General features: G+C 69.8%; 16 protein-coding genes. 8 read left to right on the forward strand and 8 right to left on the reverse strand.

What is annotated here, in order from left to right:
• Positions 1-33 precede the first annotated feature (33 nt).
• Both ACFFQA_RS23985 and ACFFQA_RS23990 read left to right on the forward strand, forming a co-directional pair.
• Positions 34-612, forward strand: a complete 579-nt coding sequence (locus ACFFQA_RS23985) for a CGNR zinc finger domain-containing protein (protein ID WP_377856361.1) — start codon at positions 34-36, stop codon at positions 610-612.
• Positions 613-750: 138 nt separating this feature from the next.
• Positions 751-1866: a S1 family peptidase gene (locus ACFFQA_RS23990; protein ID WP_377856364.1), complete on the forward strand. Its 1116-nt coding sequence runs from the start codon at positions 751-753 to the stop codon at positions 1864-1866.
• A gap of 17 nt (positions 1867-1883) precedes the next feature.
• Here ACFFQA_RS23990 and ACFFQA_RS23995 read toward each other — a convergent pair whose 3' ends face one another.
• The 4 genes from ACFFQA_RS23995 to ACFFQA_RS24010 all read right to left on the reverse strand — a co-directional run bounded on the left by ACFFQA_RS23995 (position 1884) and on the right by ACFFQA_RS24010 (position 5452).
• Positions 1884-2723 (reverse strand): endonuclease/exonuclease/phosphatase family protein, encoded by an 840-nt coding sequence (locus tag ACFFQA_RS23995; RefSeq protein WP_377856366.1) that lies wholly within the window; start codon positions 2721-2723, stop codon positions 1884-1886.
• A 29-nt stretch (positions 2724-2752) separates the two neighbouring features.
• The gene (locus ACFFQA_RS24000) at positions 2753-4114 is read right to left on the reverse strand and encodes an oxygenase MpaB family protein (RefSeq protein WP_377856369.1); all 1362 of its coding nucleotides are present in this window, start codon (positions 4112-4114) and stop codon (positions 2753-2755) included.
• Between the two features lie 196 nt (positions 4115-4310).
• A complete protein-coding gene (locus ACFFQA_RS24005; protein WP_377856372.1) occupies positions 4311-4835 on the reverse strand; it encodes a hypothetical protein in 525 nt (174 codons plus the stop codon).
• A 20-nt stretch (positions 4836-4855) separates the two neighbouring features.
• Positions 4856-5452, reverse strand: coding sequence for a subtilase-type protease inhibitor (locus ACFFQA_RS24010; RefSeq protein ID WP_377856374.1), 597 nt, complete (start codon positions 5450-5452; stop codon positions 4856-4858).
• 5 nt (positions 5453-5457) lie between these two features.
• On the opposite strand from ACFFQA_RS24010, the gene ku reads away from it, so the two are divergent.
• From ku to ligD (ACFFQA_RS24025), 3 genes are read left to right on the forward strand one after another with little or no spacing between them, the layout of a single operon-like run.
• Positions 5458-6342 (forward strand): non-homologous end joining protein Ku, encoded by an 885-nt coding sequence (gene ku / locus ACFFQA_RS24015; RefSeq protein ID WP_377856376.1) that lies wholly within the window; start codon positions 5458-5460, stop codon positions 6340-6342.
• 3 nt (positions 6343-6345) lie between these two features.
• Complete coding sequence (ligD, locus tag ACFFQA_RS24020) at positions 6346-7797, forward strand: non-homologous end-joining DNA ligase (protein ID WP_377856379.1); 1452 nt, start codon at positions 6346-6348, stop codon at positions 7795-7797.
• On the forward strand, positions 7794-8705 hold the full coding sequence (gene ligD, locus ACFFQA_RS24025) for a non-homologous end-joining DNA ligase (RefSeq protein WP_377856382.1): 912 nt from the start codon (positions 7794-7796) through the stop codon (positions 8703-8705). Before ligD (ACFFQA_RS24020) ends, ligD (ACFFQA_RS24025) begins: the two co-directional genes overlap by 4 nt.
• Here ligD (ACFFQA_RS24025) and ACFFQA_RS24030 read toward each other — a convergent pair.
• The 3 genes from ACFFQA_RS24030 to ACFFQA_RS24040 all read right to left on the reverse strand — a co-directional run bounded on the left by ACFFQA_RS24030 (position 8702) and on the right by ACFFQA_RS24040 (position 11640).
• Entirely contained in the window at positions 8702-9124 is a 423-nt protein-coding gene (locus ACFFQA_RS24030; protein ID WP_377856384.1) for an acyl-CoA thioesterase, read from the reverse strand. The two genes, ligD (ACFFQA_RS24025) and ACFFQA_RS24030, sit on opposite strands and share 4 nt — an antisense overlap.
• The gene (locus ACFFQA_RS24035) at positions 9121-11157 is read right to left on the reverse strand and encodes a putative bifunctional diguanylate cyclase/phosphodiesterase (RefSeq protein ID WP_377856387.1); all 2037 of its coding nucleotides are present in this window, start codon (positions 11155-11157) and stop codon (positions 9121-9123) included. The genes ACFFQA_RS24030 and ACFFQA_RS24035 overlap by 4 nt, the downstream gene beginning before the upstream one ends.
• A gap of 123 nt (positions 11158-11280) precedes the next feature.
• Positions 11281-11640: a hypothetical protein gene (locus ACFFQA_RS24040; RefSeq protein ID WP_377856390.1), complete on the reverse strand. Its 360-nt coding sequence runs from the start codon at positions 11638-11640 to the stop codon at positions 11281-11283.
• A 66-nt stretch (positions 11641-11706) separates the two neighbouring features.
• Between ACFFQA_RS24040 and ACFFQA_RS24045 the strand changes: the two genes are divergently transcribed.
• Together ACFFQA_RS24045 and ACFFQA_RS24050 are read left to right on the forward strand one after the other, a co-directional pair.
• Positions 11707-12489 carry a glycerophosphodiester phosphodiesterase family protein gene (locus ACFFQA_RS24045; protein ID WP_377856393.1) on the forward strand — a complete coding sequence of 261 codons (783 nt, stop codon included), beginning with the start codon at positions 11707-11709 and terminating at the stop codon, positions 12487-12489.
• Positions 12490-12637: 148 nt separating this feature from the next.
• Positions 12638-13144, forward strand: coding sequence for a hypothetical protein (locus ACFFQA_RS24050; protein ID WP_377856395.1), 507 nt, complete (start codon positions 12638-12640; stop codon positions 13142-13144).
• Between the two features lie 76 nt (positions 13145-13220).
• On the opposite strand, the gene ACFFQA_RS24055 is transcribed toward ACFFQA_RS24050, so the two are convergent.
• Positions 13221-13853 carry a transglycosylase family protein gene (locus ACFFQA_RS24055; RefSeq protein WP_377856398.1) on the reverse strand — a complete coding sequence of 211 codons (633 nt, stop codon included), beginning with the start codon at positions 13851-13853 and terminating at the stop codon, positions 13221-13223.
• Between the two features lie 280 nt (positions 13854-14133).
• On the opposite strand from ACFFQA_RS24055, the gene ACFFQA_RS24060 reads away from it, so the two are divergent.
• A complete protein-coding gene (locus ACFFQA_RS24060) occupies positions 14134-15549 on the forward strand; it encodes an MFS transporter (RefSeq protein WP_377856401.1) in 1416 nt (471 codons plus the stop codon).
• Positions 15550-15604 lie beyond the last annotated feature (55 nt).

The following is a 15604-nucleotide window of genomic DNA, read 5'->3' on the forward strand; positions in this document are numbered from 1 at the left end:
CTCCCGTGGGTTGACACCGGTTATAGTGGTGTCATGGCGACGAGGTCAAGTCCACACGAACTGCGACTGCGCTGGCCGAACGACGTGGAGTTCGGCTTCGACGCCGGAGCGGTCTGCCTGGAGCTGCTCACAACGGGTGGCGTCGGTCGCTACGCGGCCCACGACTCGGTCCCCACCCCCACGCTGTTGACGCGGTGGTTGGCGTTGTCCCGCCTACGGGTCCCGAACGCCGCGTCCACAGTGGACGACATGCCCGTCGTGGCGAGGCTCCGCACGGCGGTGTGGGACATGGCGCAGGCCCAACTCGCAGGACGGCCGCGCCCCGCCGACGCGGTTGCGGCGCTCAACGAGATCGCCGCATCACCACCGCTGGTCCCAGTGCTCACCTCCGGAGCACGAGAATGGGCACCGGCGACCGCGACACAGGCGTTGTCGTCGATCGCCAGGGATGCCGTGGAGCTGTTCGGCGGCGACGCGGCCGCACGAGTCCGCGAGTGCACAGCGGAGAACTGCCAACTCGTGTTCGTGGACCTCTCCCGACCTGGCCAGCGCCGCTGGTGCTCTATGGATCGCTGCGGCAACCGCGCCAAACAACGAGCACGCCGCCGCTGAACGCCCACTCGCACTCCGGAGAGTGTGAGGGAGTTTCCGTGAATTCAACAACCTTGTCGAACGGCGACGCGAGGCAGTTCTCGTCGTTAGCTTCGCCGGGTGGCCCCTGCACTGCCACACCGAAGACGAGGGAGATCCATGTACCGCACCCTGACCGGCGCTGTCCTCTTAGCTGCCGGAGCGGCCAGTGCCATCACCGCGCCCGCCGCGGCGGAGAACTACTCGCCGGAGCTGCTGCACGCCGTTCAGCGCGACCTCGGGCTCGACGCACAGCAGGCGCGTGCGCGGCTCAGCAGTGACGCGAGGGCCACTCAGATCGAGCAGCGCGCACGGCTATCGGCCGGTGACTCCTTTGGTGGCGCGTGGATTCACGCGGGCAAGCTCGTCGTCGCCGTGACCGACTCCGCCAAAGCCGACGAGGTGCGCGCGGAGGGAGCCGAGGTCGCTGTCGTCAAGCACTCCCACGCCGCGCTGAGGTCGGCGAAGTCCACATTGGACGGAATCAAGGCGCCGGACTCGGTCACCGGGTGGCGGGTCGACGACCGTGACAACTCCGTTGTCGTGGAGGTGCTCCGGGGCAGACAGGACGAGGCGACCGCGCGGTTCCTGGAGACGGCGCGGAGAGTATCGCCCGCGATCGTGGTCGAAGAGGCCGACGAGGCTCCGGCTCCGATGCACGACGTCCGCGGTGGCGACGCGTTCTACACCGGCAGCAGTCCGTGCTCGGTCGGGTTCGCCGTCAACGGCGGCTTCGTGACCGCGGGCCACTGCGGCCCCAAGGGTGAGAAGGTCGTCGGGTTCAACAAGGTCGCGATGGGGTCCTATGTGGAGTCCTCGTTCCCCGAGAACGACTACGCGTGGGTGCGGACCACCTCCGACTGGACCACGAAGCCGTGGGTCAACCGGCAGGACGGCACCAACATCGTCGTGAAGGGCAGCGAGGAGGCTGCTGTCGGCGCGGCGGTCTGCCGGTCCGGCCGGACCACCGGCTGGCACTGCGGCACCGTGCTCGCCAAGGACCAGACCGTGAACTACGGCGGCTCGCTCGGCTCGGTGAAGGGGCTCACCAAGAGCGACGCGTGCGCCGAGTCCGGGGACTCCGGTGGCTCCTGGGTCGCGGGTGAGGGCTTCACCCAGGCGCAGGGCGTGCTCTCCGGGGGCGGCGGGACGTGCCAGGGCGGGAAGGCGACCACGTTCTTCCAGCCACTGAAGGAGATCCTCTCCGCGTACAACCTCACTCTGATGACCGGCTGACCAGCGTCGTCGCCCGCCTACCTCGGCCGGGCCGCACCAGGGTCCACCTCCGCGTCAAAGGCGATGGGGAGGTGATCTGAGGCCCTCTGGAATGTCGCGGAATCTGGCACCGTGAAGTTCCGCACCGTCACCGACGGCGAGTGAAAGCAATAGTCCACACGCAGAAGAGCCCCATCCAGCTTGATGGGGAACAACTGCGTGGGGAGTGTTGGCCGACCCATTGGGTCCGCATCTCGCAAACCCAAGGACTCAAGTAGCGCGACAACTTCCCCTCGCTGCATGTCGGCTACGACCGGCTCCAGCGCCCCGGCGAGACCTGGATTGGTCTCGTAAACACGGGACAGCGATCGAGCCAGGTTGGTCACCTCGCTCGCCTTGATCGAGTTCAGGTCACCCACGACAACCGTCGGTTCGTCGGAGTTGATCTCCGACGACAGGGTCCTCATTTGCGTGACCCGCACATCTTCACTGAGGTCGTCAAGGTACGCGAGGATGATCGACACCTCGGCCCGCTCGCCGAGCAAGCGGGCCGAGATCGCGTTTCGAGTTGCGACCCTGACAGCACGGACATCTGCCATCTCAACATTGCTCAGCAGCGTGAGTCCGTTGTCGTGCCCCAGCTCCTTCAAGCGCTCGTCGTCCAAACTGACGCAAAACGCGTACTTGTAACCGAACTGTCGACAGAGGTCGTCGGTCGTGAATACCTCGTCCCACCTGAAGGTATCGACGAGGCCGACCACGTCGGCCCGCAGCTCCTGAATCGCCAGCGTCAACTCAGGCAGCCGTTGCGGCACGGACGATTCGTGGTCGTACCCGTCGAAACCACCGCTCATGACGTTGTAGCTGGCAATCCTCATTCATCCACGCTACTCGCCGGATCCGGCGGTCAGGTCTGTCCGAGCAGGTGGCGGTCCACCGGGGAGTCCGACTGGCCGAGGAAGAACGCACCGAGCCCGACGGCGAACTCCGCGACCGTGAGCTTGCCGTCGGAGTCGGCGTCCAAGCGCCGGAAGCTCTCGACCACCTCGTGGTGCTCCGCCCCGCCGAGCAGGTGCGCGTACTCGGCCAGCTCGACGTAGCCGTCATCGTCGCGGTCGACGGCGTCGGCGACTACGTCCATCGCGGCACGCAGGGCGCTGCCCTCGTAGAGCGCCGAGGCGTACTCCTCCCCGCTCACCCGGCCGTCGCTGTCGGCGTCGGCGATCTCGCGCAGCTCCACCCACCACGCGTGGAAGGCGTCGTAGAGCGCGGTCTCGGTCTTCTCGTCCAGATCGAGCCGCGCCGCGATCACCCGCGCGGACGCCGCGAGATCGACCCAGTTGAGCGCGCCGTCGCCGTTCTGGTCCAGGACCCTGGCGAAGATCTCCGAGCCGCCCACGCCCGGTCGCGGCCCACTCGGACGCAGCAGGTGTTCGGCGGTCAGCGCGGTCACCGCGAGCGGCGTGTAGCGCAACCTCGTCGGCAGCACCTTGTCGAGCAGCCCCGCGCCACGGCAGACCACAGTGGACAGTGCGGAGCCGACGAAGCTGGGCTGGATCTCCAGGCGCTCCCGCAGCTGAGGGGGCAACAGCGCGGCGGTCACGTCGGCGTAGGCCCGCACCGCCGTCGTGCTCACCAGCCGCCACAACGGCAATGGCACGAACTCCAGCCCGGAGGGCAGCGGAAACTCACCGGCCAACGCGTCGAGCAGGTCCTGCAGTCCCTTGGTCCGCTCCAGCCGCTCGCTGGACACGCGCTCGAAGTAGGCCCAGAAGTCCGCGACGGTCGGCGGCATCGCCTCGGCGACACCGAGCAGCGCCCCCATGGCCAGCCACTCCTGGTACAGCCGGGCCTCGTCCTCGGCGGAGAGCGGGTCGCCACCGGTGCGGCACATCGTCACGATCCCCTCGAAGATCGTGAGGTAGACCCATGCCTTCGCCTCCGGGTCGAGCGCGCTGTACGCCCGGCCCGCCTCGTCGACGCCGTTGATGTGGCTGTGCAGCCGGTCCAGCCGGGCGACCTCCTTCTCCCGGCCCCGGGTGTCGGCGTAGACCATGCGCTGGAGGCTGGTCAGGGTCTGCTGGGCCCGGCGCCAGGGGCGGTGCCGGTAGGTCGAGAACTCCGCGACCCCCGCGCCGACGGCCGGGTGCGCCGTCTCCAGCACCAGCGCCCTGCCGAGGACGAGCATGAACCGCCACAGCCCCGCGTAACGCCACATCAGAGAGCCCGGGCCGGGCAACGGGCCGCCGGTGGAAGGAGCATCACTCATGGGGACCGTCCCGCGGGTGGGGCCGCGACGGCCGGAGCCCGCGCGGCGGCGACAGAAGCCAGGCAAGGAAAACGCAGAAGCCACCGTCGCGGGAGACGGTGGCGGCGAAATCGTTCAGGCAATGTCAGGCAGGAATGATCTTTCAGGGACTCGCCCTGGGCGGGGCCGACTGCTCGGCCCCGCCCAGAGGTGTGCGTCACACGATGAAGGACTGCTCCAAGGTGCAGGTCAGACGCGTGGTGTTCTTGCCACGGCAGCCCTGCGGAACGACCTTCCACACCTGGCCGAGCGGCGCCCGCACGACCGTGTGGTGCTGGACGGTGCGCTCCAGACCCCTGGAGAACTGCTGGTAGGTGCTCTGGCTGACGGCCCTCGTCTTCATGCCGATCGGGAACGCGGGCGCGGACTTCTCGATCGCCCTGGTCTCGTTCAGCAGGCGCGCACGACCGGTCTGGTAGAGCGCCCGGCTGCAGTCGTTGCGGCCGGCGAACCGGACGGTGACCGGGCTGATGTCAGTCCGGAAGCGGGCCTGCACCTCGATCTTGCAGCGCGTCACATGGCTGGAGCCGATGCGCGGGCCAGCGTAGGCCGTGATGCTGTCACTGACCACCACATCGCCCAGCGGCTGGAGCCGGGGCGGTGCCGCGGCGTTCGCCGTGGCGGTACCGAGGACCATCATTGCGAGCCCCATGAGGGCGGCCACAGCTGACTTTCGCTTCATTCTGCTTACCTCCGTGCTAGTCAGAGCCGGAACACAGGTCCAGACTCCGCGTTACGCGTACAGTCATTTCCGTAGGTGTGCTTAAAAGCGATCGGCCGTCCTTTCCAGAAACCACGTGCGGTCACTGTGACCGGCCAGTAGTCCCGTGGACACCCGCTGTGCCGCGGATCGCCGGGGAGGCGCCGGAAGTCCCCGTCGCTGCGCTTGAGATCTCGACATGCCTGCCTGGCGAATGGGTGGGTTCCGCCAACAGGGTCGCAGGTCAGACTCCGTTTCTTCACGGCGGGGAAGGGCTTCTCCCCCTTCGCGAGGGTCAACGTGAGCTCTGTCCGCGCGACAGTTGCCTCTGCGCTTGGCGACAGGACTGCCACCAGAATCAGTGCAATCGGCAAAGAAATTCTCATCCCAATTCCCTCCGGCGCTGGCGCCCCGCTTTTCTCGCCGGCGTTCCGGCTCCTTGCGGGTTCCGACCCGAATACGCTTGGTCGGCCCGGAATCTCGCGCCGTGGAACAAGACTTGGACCATCGCGGTGAAAAAACGGATACGGCAGGCAGTCGAACCCCGGTGGGCCATCGGCGAGATCAAGGTGCGAAACCGCTGCTGAGGAGGTACGCATGGCCGATGAGGGCGATGTGGCACGGCGCGGTCTCGTTCGGTCTGGTGACCATCGCGGTGCGCCTGTTCGCCGCGACCGAGGAGCACGACTTCCGGTTCCACCAGGTGCACCGGGAGGACGGCGGGCGCATCCGGTACCGGCGGGTCTGCTCCGCGTGCGGCGAGGAGGTCGCCTACCAGGACATCGCCAAGGGCTACGAGATGGAGGACGGCCGCATGGTCGTCCTGGACCGCGAGGACTTCGAGAAGCTGCCGATCTCCACCGACCACGCCATCGAGGTGCTGGAGTTCGTGCCCACCGAGGAGATCGACCCGATCTTGTTCCAGAAGAGCTACTACCTGGAGCCGGACAAGGCGGCGGTGCGGCCGTACGTGCTGCTGCGGACCGCGCTGGAGCGGGCGGACCGGCTGGCGGTCGTCAAGATCACCATGCGGCAGCGGGAGTCGCTCGCCGTGGTGCGCGCCCGCGACGACGTGCTCGTGCTGCACACGATGATGTGGCCGGACGAGATCAGGACGCCGGAGTTCGGCTTCCTCGAGGGGGACGTGGAGGTCCGGCCGCAGGAGCTGCGGATGGCCGAGTCGCTGATCGAGAGCATGGCGGGCACCTTCGTCCCCGAGGAGTTCACCGACGACTACCGCGACGCGCTCGCGAAGCTGGTCGAGGCCAAGGCCGAGGGTGCGGAGCTGCCCGCGCAGCCGGAGGCCGAGGACAGCGGCGAGGTGATCGACCTGATGGCCGCTCTGGAGCGCAGCGTCGCGCAGGCCAAGGCGGGGCGGGCCGAGGCGAAGCGCGGAGCCGACAGCTCCGACGCCGGAGGCGGGAAGAAGGCCTCCGCCCGGAAGAAGAGCGGCGCGAAGAAGACCGGCGCCAAGGACAAGAGCGCCTGAGCCATGGCCGACCTCCGGGAGTACCACCGCAGGCGCGATGCCGCCCGGACCCCGGAGCCGATGCCCGGCACCGAGGAGCTGACCAGCGGGAACAACGATCTCTTCGTCATCCAGGAGCACCACGCGCGACGGCTGCACTGGGACGTGCGGCTGGAGCGCGACGGGGTGCTCGCGTCCTGGGCGGTGCCGAGGGGCCTGCCGGAGGAGCGGGACACGGTCCGGCTCGCGGTGCGCACCGAGGATCACCCGATGGAGTACCTCAACTTCTCTGGAGACATCCCGAAGGGCGAGTACGGCGGCGGCCGGATGACCATCTGGGACAGCGGTCGCTACGACACCCTGAAGTGGTCCGAGCACGAGGTGGACGTCGTCCTGCACGGCACGCGCGCCACCGGCAGGTACGTCTTCTTCCGCGCGGACCGGAAGGACCGCGCCGGCAAGGACTGGATGGTCCGCCGCGGTGCGACGAAGGCGGGCACGCCGGAGCGGACGCCCCCACCGGAGGTGCTGTCGCCGATGCTCGCGGTCCGCGGCTCACTCCCCAGCGCTGACCAGGACGAACAGTTCTCCTACGAGTTCAAGTGGGACGGCGTGCGCGCGCTGGCCCGGATCACCGGCGGGCGGCTGCGCCTGCTCGCGCGCAGCGGCGCCGACATCACCGCGACCTACCCGGAGCTGCGCGAGCTGGGTCCGCAGTTCCCGGGCACCGCGCTGCTCGACGGCGAGATCGTGGTGCTGGAGAACGGGCGGCCCAGCTTCGCGGCGTTGCAGAAGCGGATCAACGCCACCGGCCAGGCCAAGATCGCGCGGCTCGCCGGGCAGCGGCCCGTCACGTACCTGGTCTTCGACCTGCTCCACCTCGACGGGCGGTCCTGCCTCGACCTGCCCTATGACCAGCGCAGACACCTGCTGGAGGCACTGGAGCTGCGTGGCGGCCACTGGCTGACGCCGCGCGCGTACCCCGGAGCGGGCACGGCCGTGCTGCACGCCGCGCGGCAGCAGCGGCTGGAGGGGGTCGTTGCCAAGCGCCGCGAGTCGCGCTACCGACCGGGTCTCCGCTCGGCGGACTGGATCAAGATCACTGATCTTGAAACTAGTGAAGTGCTCGTCGGCGGCTGGCAGCCGGGCGCGGGAAAGCGGGCGGGACTGATCGGATCGCTGCTGCTCGGCCTGCCCGAGCCCGACGGGACCCTGCGTTACGTCGGCAAGGTCGGCACCGGCTTCAGCGACGAGGCGCTGCGCTCGCTGACCACCACCCTGCGCGGGCTCGCGCGCCGGACCAGCCCGTTCTCCCCCGAGGTGCCCCGCGCGCACGCCCGTCGGGCGCAGTGGGTCCGGCCGAGCCTGGTCGGCGAGGTGGTCTTCCAGAGCTGGACCGAGGACGGACGGCTGCGACTGCCGCGCTGGCGGGGCCTGCGCCCGGACAAAACCCCTGGTGAGGTGGGCAGGTCATGAGCGAGGCCGTGTCGGTGCGGGTGGACGGGCGGACCGTGCGGCTGACCAACCTGGACAAGGTGCTCTACGCCGACGGGTTCACCAAGGGCGAGGTGATCGACTACTACGCCCGGATCGCCCCGGTCCTGCTCCCCCACCTCGCCGACCGAGCCCTGACGCTCAAGCGGTTCCCGGACGGAGTGGACGGGCCGTCGTTCTTCGAGAAGAACGTCTCCCGGCACGCCCCGGACTGGGTGCGCACCGTGCGGCTGGCGACGCCGGGCAGCGGCAGGGGCAACGAGCACGCCGACTACGCCGTGGCCGAGGACACCGCGACCCTGGTGTGGGCGGCCAACCTGGCGGCACTGGAGCTGCATGTTCCACAGTGGACAGTCGACCCGCGCGGCGCCCGGCGCGATCCTGACCTGCTGGTGTTCGATCTCGATCCGGGTGCTCCGGCGACCATTGTGGAGTGTTGCCGCGTCGCCGAGCTGCTGCGCGCCGAGCTCGCGGGAGACGGCCTGCCCGCCTACCCGAAAACCAGTGGCTCCAAGGGACTTCAGCTCTACGTGCCGATTCGCGGCTCCGACGCCGAGCGGCCCCGCGAGTACGCGCGCGAGCTCGCCGAGCGCCTGGCCGCAGACCGTCCACAGCAGATCGTGTCGAAGATGCGGCGGGCGCTGCGCGACGGCAAGGTGCTCATCGACTGGAGCCAGAACAACACCGCGAAGACCACCGTCGCGCCGTACTCGCTGCGGGCCCGCGAACACCCGACCGTGTCCGCTCCAGTCACCTGGGACGAGGTCGAGAGCTGCGCGAGGCCGCAGGACCTGGTGTTCACGCCGGCCGCAGTGCTGGACCGCGTTGCCGAACACGGTGACCTGCTCGCGGACCTGCGCGGCGAGGCGAACCTCCTGCCGAGCCGCTAGAGACCGAGCAGCTCCGGCCGCTCGGCGAGCTCGGTGAAGCGTTCGGCCGGGTCGGCGACGAGCTTGCGCAGCCCCAGGTCCATCAGGCCGGAGACCACCCTGAGCTCTGCGGCGACCGTGCCGTCGGTGCGGGTGATCTCCTGCTCGATCAGGAAGGTCTTGCCTGCGCCCCAGGTGAACCCGCAGGTCACGTCCACCTCGTCACCGGCGCGCAGCTCGGAGAGGTATCGGACGTTGATCTCCAGCATGACCGGTCCGACGCCGTTGGCCAGCAGCTTCTCCTGCGGGACGCCCGCGGCGCGCAGCACCTCCCAGCGCGCGTGCTCGCCGTAGTCCTGGTAGGTCGCGCCGTGCAGGTGGCCCTGGGTGTCCAGCTCGTAGCCGCGCACGCCGATGCGCACGCTGAACGGTTCGGTCACCGGCCCGCCCTGCGGCTGGGCAGCCCGTGCGCGGCGTCTGTTGGCGCCTGGTGCTCCCTCCGGTGTCGCAGCATCTCCGCGAGCGGTGTCGGCTGGCCGAGGTGGAAGCCCTGTCCGACGCGGACGCCCAGCCGGGCGAGCGCGTCGACCTGGGACGGCCGCTCCACCCACTCGGCCACTGTGGACAGCCCGAGGCCTCTTGCGATCTCCAGGATGCCGCTGACCAGGACAGCGTCGCTGGTGCCGCGGTCGATGCCGCGGACGAACTCGCCATCGATCTTCAGGCCGGTGATCGGCAGGTGCTTGAGGTGCACGAAGGAACCGAAACCCGCGCCGAAATCGTCCAGGGTGATCCGGCAGCCGGTGGCGCGCAGCTGCTCCGCCAGGTCGCGCACGGCGTCGAGGTTGGTCATCGCGGCGGTCTCGGTGATCTCCAGGCCGAGCCGCCCGGGTGTCACGCCCGCCGCGACCAGCCGGTCCAGCACGAACTTGGCGAAGTCGGCGTCCTCAAGCGTGCGGCCGGAGACGTTGACGTTGAACCGCAGGTCGGAGTCGGGGTGTCTGACCAGCGTGTCCAGCGCCTTGTCCAGCACCCACCTGTCGATGTCGAGCACCAGCCCCGAGCGCTCGGCCTCCGGCAGGAACTCCGCGGGGCCAGGCGCGGGGCCGTCGCCGTCCTCCAGCCGCAGCAGCAGCTCGTAGCCCAGGATGCGGCCGGTGCGCAGGTGCACCATCGGCATGGCGTGCAGCGCGAACCCGTCGTTGTCCAGCGCGAACCGCAGTCGGTCCAGCACCGAGACCCGCTTGACGGTGTCGGCGTAGTGGCCCGGTTCGTAGACGGTGACGCGGTTGCGGCCCGCCGCCTTCGACGCGTACAGCGCCAGGTCGGCGTTGGCCAGCACGTCCTCCCACCCGGCTCCGTCGCCGAACGGCGCCACGCCGGTGCTCGCGGTCATCCTCGTCGCGGCGGCACCGGTGATCACCGGCAGCGCGGAGATCCCGGCGGCCAGCTTCTCCGCGACCGCGGCGGCCTGCGCGGTGTCCACATCGGGCAGCACCACCGCGAACTCGTCACCGCCGAGCCTGCCGAGCAGCTGGCCGGGTCCGAGCTGACCGCTGAGCTTGGTCGCCAGCGTCCGCATCACCCGGTCGCCGACGGCGTGCCCGCGCAGGTCGTTGACGTCCTTGAAGTTGTCCAGGTCCAGCAGCAGCAGCGCGCCCGTCGCGCCCGCGGCGAGCTGGCGCTCCAGCTCCCTGGTCAGCGCGCGCCGGTTCGGCAGCCCGGTCAGCGGGTCCTCTTCGGACAGTCGCAGCAGCTCGCTGTGCAGCCGGTGGGACTGGGTGACGTCGTGGGCGGTGCCCAGCATCCGCACCGGGCGGCCCGCGTCGTCGCGCACGACCTCGCCGAAGCACTCGAAGACCAGCTCGGAGCCGCAGTTGGCGCGGGTGATCCGGTGGGTGTAGGTGAACTGCTCACCGGTGCGCAGCGCGCGTTCGACGACCCGCTGGAACTCCGGCCGGTCGTCCTCGTGGATCAGCGAGGTGTACGCCGCGTAGTCCAGCTCGGTCCCCGGCGGATGGCCGACCATGTCCAGCAGCGCGTCCGACCAGACGACCCGGTCGTCTGGCAGGTACCACTCCCAGTTGCCCATCCGGCCGAGCATCTGCGCGCGGTGCAGCGCCTGGGCCTGCTGCGTTGCCTCCAGCTCGCGGGAGCGCCACGCGGTCACGTCCATCGCGCGGTAGAGGAGGTTCTCGGTCCCGTCTAGGTGCGTGCAGCTGACCTCCAGCCACCGGTGGCCCTGCGGGCGGGCCGAGGGCGCGAGTAACGCGGCGATGCCCGCGCGCGGCCCGTCCGGCACACCGGGCATGAGCGCGGGCAGCGACCGGCCCGCCGCACCCTCCTCGGGGATGCCGAGCATGTTCGCCAGGGCAGGGTTCACCCAGAGCAACCGACCACCACGGTCAGTCACCGCAAATCCGACGTCCGTGTGCCGCAGCACCGCGAACTGCGCCGCACCGTCGTCCGACACCTAACGCCTCCTCGCCGCTGAGCGCCATGGTCGCCGCCCCGTGCACCCGTGGGCAAGGGCCCATCGTTGCCAGTTCTTGATACAGGTACCAGGCGTCCCCGCAGGTCTCCAAAGCCCCATGAACTACCGCAGCCGCTCCAGACCCTTGGCTTCCTGAACCAGTCCGGCGGCCATCCTCCGCAGCTCGCCGCTGTCCGCGCCGTCCTCCGCGGCGGTCGCCACGTCCTCGGCCGCGCAGCGGAGCTGGAAGAGCCGATCCTGCAGGTCGGCCAGCTCAGCCGCCGAGAGCACGACGGCGTCCTCGGGCAACCCGCCGCGCTGCATGGCCGCGCGCCGCTCGTAGGCGCGCTGACGGCAGGAGTGTCCGCAGTACCGGCGGGGCCTGCCGCGCCCCTCGCCGTCCGCCAGCCGCTGTCCGCACCATCCGCAGTGCCGCGCCTCGGGGCGCCTGCCCCAGCCGGTGCCCTCGCTACCCGCCTGCACGTGCCCGACGCTATCCGGATACCACGCGGTCACCCCCGCGCCACGCCGCCCAGGCACACTCGAAGGGTGGCCCGTACGCATCCCTACCTGGACGGCCCCTACCCGAGGGCCTTCGCGCACCGCGGCTGGCACGTCGACGAGCTTGCCGGCATGGAGAACTCCTTGAGCGCGTTCCGGCGCGCGTCGGCCGAGGGCTTCCAGTACATCGAGACCGATGTCCACGCCACCAGCGACGGTGTCGTGGTGGTGCACCACGACGCCCTGCTGGACCGCACGACCGACCGGATCGGCCCCATCTCCGGGCAGCGCTGGGCCGAGGTCGGCAAGGCCAGGATCGCCGGCAGGGAGCGGGTCAGCCGCCTTGAGGACGTGCTCGAAGAGCTGCCGGACACCTTCTTCAACATCGACGTCAAGGCCGACTCCGCGGTCGATCCGGTGCTGCGGGTGGTGCACCGCCTCGGCGCCTGGCATCGCGTCTGCCTCGCCTCCTTCGCCGACAAGCGGCTCACCCGGCTGCGGCTCGGCGGCGGCGCGCGGCTGCTGACGGCGCTGGGCAGCCGGTCGGCCGGCGCGCTGTGGGCGGCGGCCCGGCTGCCCGTCCTCCCTCTGCGCTCGGCGGTGCGCGGTCAGCTCGCGCAGCTGCCGGTCCGGCGCGGCCGAGTCACCGTGATCGAGAACAGACTGCTGCGGATCGCGCACAGGTTGGGCCTGGAGGTGCACGCCTGGACCGTCGACGCGGCGGCGGAGATGACCGTGCTGCTCGACATGGGGGTGGACGGTCTGGTGACCGACCGCCCGGACACCCTGCGCGACGTACTGCGCCGCCGGAAGGTCTGGGCCGCGGCGTGAGCGGCGGGGCCTCCCCGCTGAGCCGATCGCACCACATGATCTTGGGGCCGGTCGCGTGATCTTGTGACCCTCCCCGCATGGCGCGCGTGACACCGGGGCACTCGCCCTGGTGCCGAGATCAACTCGACACCAGGAGAGGAAGCAGGACATGTCTCGATTACTCGCCGCCGTCGGACTGGCGGGCGCGCTCGCCCTGTCCTCGGCCACCGTCGCCCAGGCCATGACGCCCCCGCGCACGGCGGAACCGCCGGCGACCGTGCAGGCGCACGACGAGGGCAAGGTCCCGATCATCAGCGGCAGGATCATCTACGACGACCGCAACGTCTTCGACTACCGCCAGCTCATCAAGGGCAGGAACGTCATCGAGTACGAGCGGCTCTTCGAGCGCACGACCATCGAGAAGATCACGATCTTCGTGATCTCGAAGGCGCGGGACCGGGCGTGGAAGTGCGGCGTCGTTGTCCGCGAGGAGTCGCGGGCGTACCTCGCCGACCACAAGCGGCTCTCCATCCGCGCGGAGAAGCAGCTCCGCCGGTTCGTCCAGCACGAGTTCCTCGCCGGGCGAAAGGACATCTCCAAGCGCCTGGTGATTGAGATCAGCCACCAGATGCGCTACCACCTGGACCAGCTCCGGACCGAACACCGCAGGTGCTGACGGCACCGCGGCGGTTCTGACCGCCCGGAGCACCGGAGCGGACTGGTGGCCGGGCCACACCAGTCCGCTTCCCTCGTCAGCGTGGGCGTTTGCCGTTCCACGCGGCGTCCCAGGTCTTCGGCCCGAGCAGGCCGGAGTCCTTGATCCCGTTGGCGCGCTGGAGGGCGAGCACCGCCGCCTTGGTCTCGGCGTAGTAGCACCCGGTGCCCTGGAACTTGTAGCCGAAGGCGTTCATCCGCAGCTGCCACGTGCGCAGCGCCGGGTGGCAGTCGCCGTAGTCGAAGACCTTGCCGGGCCACGGCGGGAAGCCGAGCGAGCCGCTGATGTACGCCGCCTCCGCATAGGTGGGCAGGCGCTTCGTGCGGGCGTCGCGGTCGTCGCGCAGGCCGAGCTTGTCCGCGCACTCCCACGGCTGCCAGCCGCGCATCCGGTACAGGTACAGCGCGCGGAAGTCCTGCTCCGCCTTGGACGCCTCGTGCGGGAGGCCGATCCCGCCGACGCTGCGCCATGTCGGCAGGTCGAACTGGTAGGCGCCGTAGTAGCCGTTGCCGGTGTTGGTGTCGTAGCGGTCGGTCGACTCGCACATCCGCAGCCGCTGCCAGTCCGTGGTGCTCGGGTCGGCGACAGCGGTCCCCGCCCCGGCCGCTCCGAGGGCCACCGTGAGTGCGACCAGCACTAACGCCTTCGCGAGGTTACGGACTGTACACATGGCGCGACCGTAAGTGCAGGTAGTTCGCCCCACAAGCAACACACCCGACAACCGGCACCTGAGTACCGCGATCGAGCGGATTTGCCGCGGTTCCGGAAACCTCGGTCCGACCCCGTGCACCAGGTCGGCGCAGGCCAGTGGCCGCGGTCCTGAGTGGACGGCGGGGAACGGGTACATCGCGATTCGCAGTCAACTCGCCCGGTGATCGTCAGCGCCGGGTACCCGTACCAGTACAGTCCGCGTGCCGGGTGCTCTGGATCACCCCGGCGGGAGGGTCTTGATGAGCACGGCGGACGGCGCGGCGACGATGGCTGACCCGGACCCGGTCGCGCGCAAACGGGAGCAGCGCGGCTGGATCTGGTACGACTGGGCCAACTCGGTCTTCCCCACCTCGGTGGTGACCGTGTTCCTCTCCCTCTACCTGACCACCGTCGCGCAGAGCGCCGCCATGGCCGACACGGCGCTCAACGGGCCCAACCCGTGTCCCAACGACGACACACTGCGCAACTGCGACATCATCGCCTTCGGCCTGCAGTTCCCCGCGGGCTCGCTGTGGGGCTACCTGCTGTCGATCGCGACCGTGGTGCAGGTGGTGGTGCTCCCGATCAGCGGCGCTATCGCCGACCGGGCGCAGAACAAGCGCAAGATGCTCGGCGGCTTCGCGTTCGGCGGGTCCGCAGCGACCCTGGCGCTCGGCCTGGTGTCCGGGTCGAACTGGGAGCTCGGCGCGATCCTGTTCGTGATCGGCAACATCTGCTACGGCGCCTCCATCGTCGTCTACTACGCGTTCCTGCCGGAGATCGCCGAGCCCGACGAGCGCGACGCTGTGTCCTCGCGCGGCTGGGCCTTCGGCTACCTCGGCGGCGGACTGGCCCTGGCCATCCAGCTCGTGCTCTTCCTGATGCACGAGCAGGTCGGGCTGGAGAAGGGCACCGCGGTCCAGATCTGCTTCGTGATCACCGGCCTGTGGTGGGCCGGGTTCACCCTGGTCCCGCTCAGCAGGCTCAAGCGGCACCAGCCGCCAGCCAAGCGCGACCCCGGCGCCTCGGTGATCGCCGACGGCTTCCGCGAGCTCGGCTCGACGATCCGCTCGGCGCGGGCGTTCCCCCTCACGCTGGCCTTCCTCGGCGCGTACCTGATCTACACCGACGGCATCTCCACGGTCGCCAACGTCGCGGGCCAGTACGGCAAGCTCGAACTCAAGCTGGACGAGGAGACGCTGATCGCGACGATCCTGCTGACGCAGTTCATCGCCTTCATCGGCGGTGTCGTGCACGGCATGGTTGCCCGCCGCATCGGCGCGAAGCGGACGATCCTGGTCAGCCTCGCGCTGTGGATCGTGGTGCTCGCCGCGGCGTTCTTCGTCGAGGCCGGGCAGATGTTCCAGTTCTTCGGCGTGGCGATCGGCATCGGCTTCGTGCTCGGCGGCACGAACGCGCTGTCCCGCTCGCTGTTCAGCCAGATGGTGCCGCCCGGCCGCGAGGCGCAGTACTTCTCCCTCTACGAGATCGGCGAGCGCTCGACGTCCTGGCTCGGACCGCTGCTGTACGCGGGCATCGGCCAGGCGACGGGCTCGTTCCGCTACGCCATCCTGTCGCTGATGGTCTTCTTCGTGGTGGGCATCATCCTCATCTCCCTGGTGCCCGTGCGGCGGGCGATCGAGCAGTCCGGCAACGCGGTCCCGACTCTCGTCTGAGCCGTCGGCTGTCCGACTGTGAGGCCGGTTACCTGCGGGAACAAGCGTTCTCTGT

The sequence above is a fragment of the Allokutzneria oryzae genome (assembly GCF_042429765.1).
In the GTDB taxonomy this organism is placed as follows: domain Bacteria; phylum Actinomycetota; class Actinomycetes; order Mycobacteriales; family Pseudonocardiaceae; genus Allokutzneria; species Allokutzneria oryzae.

Bases quoted from the DNA above. Each gene is read 5' to 3' on its own strand.
- ACFFQA_RS23985 (WP_377856361.1), top strand. From the start codon at position 34: ATGGCGACGAGGTCAAGTCCACACGAACTGCGACTGCGCTGGCCGAAC.
- ACFFQA_RS23990 (WP_377856364.1), top strand. From the start codon at position 751: ATGTACCGCACCCTGACCGGCGCTGTCCTCTTAGCTGCCGGAGCGGCC.
- ACFFQA_RS23995 (WP_377856366.1), bottom strand. From the start codon at position 2,723: ATGAGGATTGCCAGCTACAACGTCATGAGCGGTGGTTTCGACGGGTAC.
- ACFFQA_RS24000 (WP_377856369.1), bottom strand. From the start codon at position 4,114: ATGAGTGATGCTCCTTCCACCGGCGGCCCGTTGCCCGGCCCGGGCTCT.
- ACFFQA_RS24005 (WP_377856372.1), bottom strand. From the start codon at position 4,835: ATGAAGCGAAAGTCAGCTGTGGCCGCCCTCATGGGGCTCGCAATGATG.
- ACFFQA_RS24010 (WP_377856374.1), bottom strand. From the start codon at position 5,452: ATGCGTACCTCCTCAGCAGCGGTTTCGCACCTTGATCTCGCCGATGGC.
- ku (WP_377856376.1), top strand. From the start codon at position 5,458: ATGAGGGCGATGTGGCACGGCGCGGTCTCGTTCGGTCTGGTGACCATC.
- ligD (WP_377856379.1), top strand. From the start codon at position 6,346: ATGGCCGACCTCCGGGAGTACCACCGCAGGCGCGATGCCGCCCGGACC.
- ligD (WP_377856382.1), top strand. From the start codon at position 7,794: ATGAGCGAGGCCGTGTCGGTGCGGGTGGACGGGCGGACCGTGCGGCTG.
- ACFFQA_RS24050 (WP_377856395.1), top strand. From the start codon at position 12,638: ATGTCTCGATTACTCGCCGCCGTCGGACTGGCGGGCGCGCTCGCCCTG.
- ACFFQA_RS24055 (WP_377856398.1), bottom strand. From the start codon at position 13,853: ATGTGTACAGTCCGTAACCTCGCGAAGGCGTTAGTGCTGGTCGCACTC.
- ACFFQA_RS24060 (WP_377856401.1), top strand. From the start codon at position 14,134: ATGAGCACGGCGGACGGCGCGGCGACGATGGCTGACCCGGACCCGGTC.